This window comes from Sandarakinorhabdus rubra (assembly GCF_010994245.1).
GTDB classification, from domain to species: domain Bacteria; phylum Pseudomonadota; class Alphaproteobacteria; order Sphingomonadales; family Sphingomonadaceae; genus Sandarakinorhabdus; species Sandarakinorhabdus rubra.
Window position 1 is genome coordinate 1 of record NZ_WMHO01000256.1, and the last position, 3242, is coordinate 3242.

General features: G+C 67.2%; 4 protein-coding genes and 1 pseudogene. 2 read left to right on the plus strand and 3 right to left on the minus strand.

Annotation, left to right across the window (positions count from 1 at the left end; all coding sequences use genetic code 11):
• The 3 genes from GJV64_RS12875 to mutM form a co-directional block, all read right to left on the minus strand.
• The coding region (locus tag GJV64_RS12875; protein ID WP_328799190.1) for a DnaA N-terminal domain-containing protein at positions 1–337 on the minus strand (337 nt) is incomplete at its 3' end.
• Positions 338–1026: 689 nt separating this feature from the next.
• Positions 1027–1296: a 30S ribosomal protein S20 gene (rpsT, locus tag GJV64_RS12880; protein ID WP_164157712.1), complete on the minus strand. Its 270-nt coding sequence runs from the start codon at positions 1294–1296 to the stop codon at positions 1027–1029.
• 93 nt (positions 1297–1389) lie between these two features.
• Positions 1390–2229 (minus strand): bifunctional DNA-formamidopyrimidine glycosylase/DNA-(apurinic or apyrimidinic site) lyase, encoded by an 840-nt coding sequence (mutM, locus tag GJV64_RS12885; protein ID WP_164157714.1) that lies wholly within the window; start codon positions 2227–2229, stop codon positions 1390–1392.
• A 71-nt stretch (positions 2230–2300) separates the two neighbouring features.
• On the opposite strand from mutM, the gene GJV64_RS12890 reads away from it, so the two are divergent.
• Positions 2301–3032: a class I SAM-dependent methyltransferase gene (locus GJV64_RS12890; RefSeq protein WP_164157716.1), complete on the plus strand. Its 732-nt coding sequence runs from the start codon at positions 2301–2303 to the stop codon at positions 3030–3032.
• 1 nt (position 3033) lies between these two features.
• Positions 3034–3242, plus strand: a pseudogene (locus GJV64_RS12895) (ubiquinone biosynthesis protein UbiB); the annotation flags it as partial.

Below are 3242 nucleotides of genomic sequence, written 5' to 3' on the forward strand. Positions count from 1 at the left end.
CGCGGCCCACCGGCGGCGGTGGCGGCACCACGGCCCCGGCCTGCACCAGCACACGGCGCACGCCCGGCCGTTGCTGCCCCCAAAGGCGGCGCAGGAGGTCGCCATAATGGCCATTCACCCAGTCCGCCGCAAAGGCCGACGGCGCCGACAGGCGCACCGTGTCGCCATCGCAGCCGGCCATCACCAGAGGCGCCAGCCAGACTTCGAAGCTATGGTCGCCGGCTTCCTGTTTCAGGGACTGCCGCACCCGGTTCCAGCTGTCCTGGTCGATGTCGCCACCGCCCTGCAGCAGGGGCTGCTGCCCCGTTGGAATGACAGATGCAAAAGCCGTCGACACGCACTCCGCCCTTCCGCCGCCCCCGGCATACACTTGGCTCCGGCGCAGCCGCGCCCAAGGCCAATCCCCGAAAATTCGACACCGGCACGGCTCCGAAGCAGCGGGCGCACTTGTCCGCCCGCGCCCCAACCAGGGCCCAGCCTGCATCGCGTGATATCGATTGGCCCCTGGTGGCGCTCATCACGCCGGGTGGGCCAAACCGAGGTGCAAATAAGCAAGCCCTGCCCCTGCCGGCAAGCGCGCAAATTGGCTCCGCACCCAAATAAAAAGGTTGACAGGCTTGTGACAGGCCTCCCTTGGGGCAGGGTTCAACTCTCTGGAAAATCGATACGAATCGCGAGGATGCCAACAACCGTCCGCAGTGGTGGCGAGCCCCAAGTCATTGGATTTTTGTGTCAAAGGAATGACGGTTTGATTACGCGGGAGTCATGGTCACTACCACCACTTTTCGGAGGATGGGACGCGGCGCGCGGGGCGCGGATGGCCGCGTTCCCCATCTGATCCGCGACTTGCCGGGGCCGGCGGCCGCGACTCGAGGATCAACCTCTGTTAACGTCAGCCAGGCCGCCAGGGTCGGCGACGGATGACAGGGGCAAGGGCTGTCAACAAGGGCTCAACACAAGGCCTGTCGCCCGCTCATGCGGTCAGGCCAAAGGTGCCGGGACAATGTTGCGACCGGCGGTGCCGGTTCAGGCGGAGGCCAGGGCCTTCACGCGGCTGGTCAGCCGGCTGATCTTGCGGGCCACGGTGTTCTTGTGCAGCACGCCCTTCGACACGCCGCGCATCATTTCCGGCTGGGCCGCCTTCAGCGCTTCAGCGGCAGCGGCCGCATCACCGGCGGCGAGGCTGGCCTCCACCTTCTTCACGAAGGTGCGGATGCGGCTGACGCGGGCCTTGTTCACCGCGGCGCGGCGATCGTTGCGGCGGATGCGCTTTTCAGCCTGGGGCGTGTTGGCCATTGTTGTCCTGCAAATCTGGTCAATGTGGAGCGCGCGCCAACCCTTGCGGGTCGCGCCGGAAGCTGAGGCCCATAGGCGAGGGCCGCGGTGCGGTCAAGCCTTTCGCCGCCGCCGCGCCACGGGCTGGCAGGCAGGGCAGAAGAAGCTCGACCGGCCGGATTGGACGATGCGCGCCACAGGCGTGGCACAGGCCGGGCATGCCTCGTCCTCTCGGCCATAGACCGCAAAGTCCTTCTGGAAATAGCCCAGCGTGCCATCGGGCGCAGCATGGTCCCGCAAGGTCGAACCGCCGGCCGCGATCGCCTCATTGAGCACGGCCGGGATGGCGGGGGCCAGCCGCGCCAGCTCGGCCGTGCTGACCCGCCAGCCTGGCGTGGCGGGATGGATGCCGGCCCGGAACAGCGCTTCGCACACATAGATGTTGCCCAGCCCGGCGATCAGCCGCTGATCGAGCAGGATCGCCTTGGCGGGCGCCAGCCGGTCGGCAAAGATCGCCTTCAGAAGCGGCAGGCCAAAGCCCGGCCCGAGCGGTTCCGGCCCGATGCCGGCGATCAGGGGATGGTTGGCCAGATCGGCCGTGGGCGAGAGATCGAGGCTGCCGAAGCGGCGGGCATCGTTGAAGGCCACGATGCGGCCGTTGCCGGTTTCGAAAACGACATGATCGTGCTTCAGGAGATCACCCGGATCGACTCGCATGCGGCCCGACATGCCGAGGTGGATGATCAGCGTGTCGCCACGGTCGGTTTCCACCAGGCCATATTTGGCGCGGCGCGCGAGCCGCGTGACGGTGGCGCCCGTGAGGCGCTGCCCCAGCGCTTCGGGGAGCGGCCGACGCAGGTCCGGCCGGTTGGCGATGACGCGCGTGAAGCGCTGGCCCTCCCACACCGGGGCCAGGCCACGCATCACGGTTTCGACTTCGGGAAGCTCAGGCACCGCCGCGACATAGGGGGCGTTTGCATGGCCGCCAAGCCTAAGCTAAGCCCCGGCGGCGAAAAGGACCGGCGATGAACAAGACCGTCAGCTTCGGCTATGAGGACGTGGCGCCCGAGGAAAAGACCCGCCGCGTGGGCGAGGTGTTCCGCTCGGTGGCCAAGCGCTACGACATCATGAACGACCTGATGTCGGCGGGCATGCACCGGCTGTGGAAAGATGATTTCGTGCGCCTGGTGAAACCGCGGGCGGGCGAGGATATTCTCGACATGGCCGGCGGCACGGGGGACATCGCTTTCCGCCTGGCGGCATCGGGTGCCAGCGTGACGGTGGCCGACATCAACCCGGCGATGCTGGAAGTGGGCATGGAACGCGCCGCCGAGAAGGGCCTGACCAGCCTGGTGTGGCGGGAGGAAAATGCCGAACGCCTGTCGTTCCCCGATCGCTGCTTCGATGCCTACACGATAGCCTTTGGCATCAGGAACGTCACCGACATTCCGGCAGCGCTGAAGGAGGCCCACCGCGTGCTGCGCTTTGGCGGCCGCTTCTTCTGCCTCGAATTTTCCACCACCACCTGGCCGGGCTTTGCCGACATATACGACGTCTATTCGGAAAAGCTGGTGCCCCGCATCGGCGAACTGGTGGCCAAGGATGCCGACAGTTACCGCTATCTGATCGAATCGATCCGCCGCTTCCCCACCATGCCGGACTTTGCCAGGATGATTGGCGAGGCGGGCTTCACCCAGGTTCGCTATCGCCCGATCCTGGGGGGCGCCGTGGCCATCCATTCGGGCTGGAAAGTCTGACTTGATTGCCGCGCTGCACCTGTGGCGGCTCCTGGTCTGGGGCCGGCGGATGGCCCGCCATGGCGCGCTGCGTCCGTTCGAGGACGGCCGGCTGCCACTGGCCACCCGCTTCGTGGCAAAGCTGGCGCGGTTCGGCACTGGGGCGCCGACAACGCCCGATTTTGCCGGCGGGCTGGCCGCGGTTGGCCCGGCCGCCATCAAGCTGGGCCA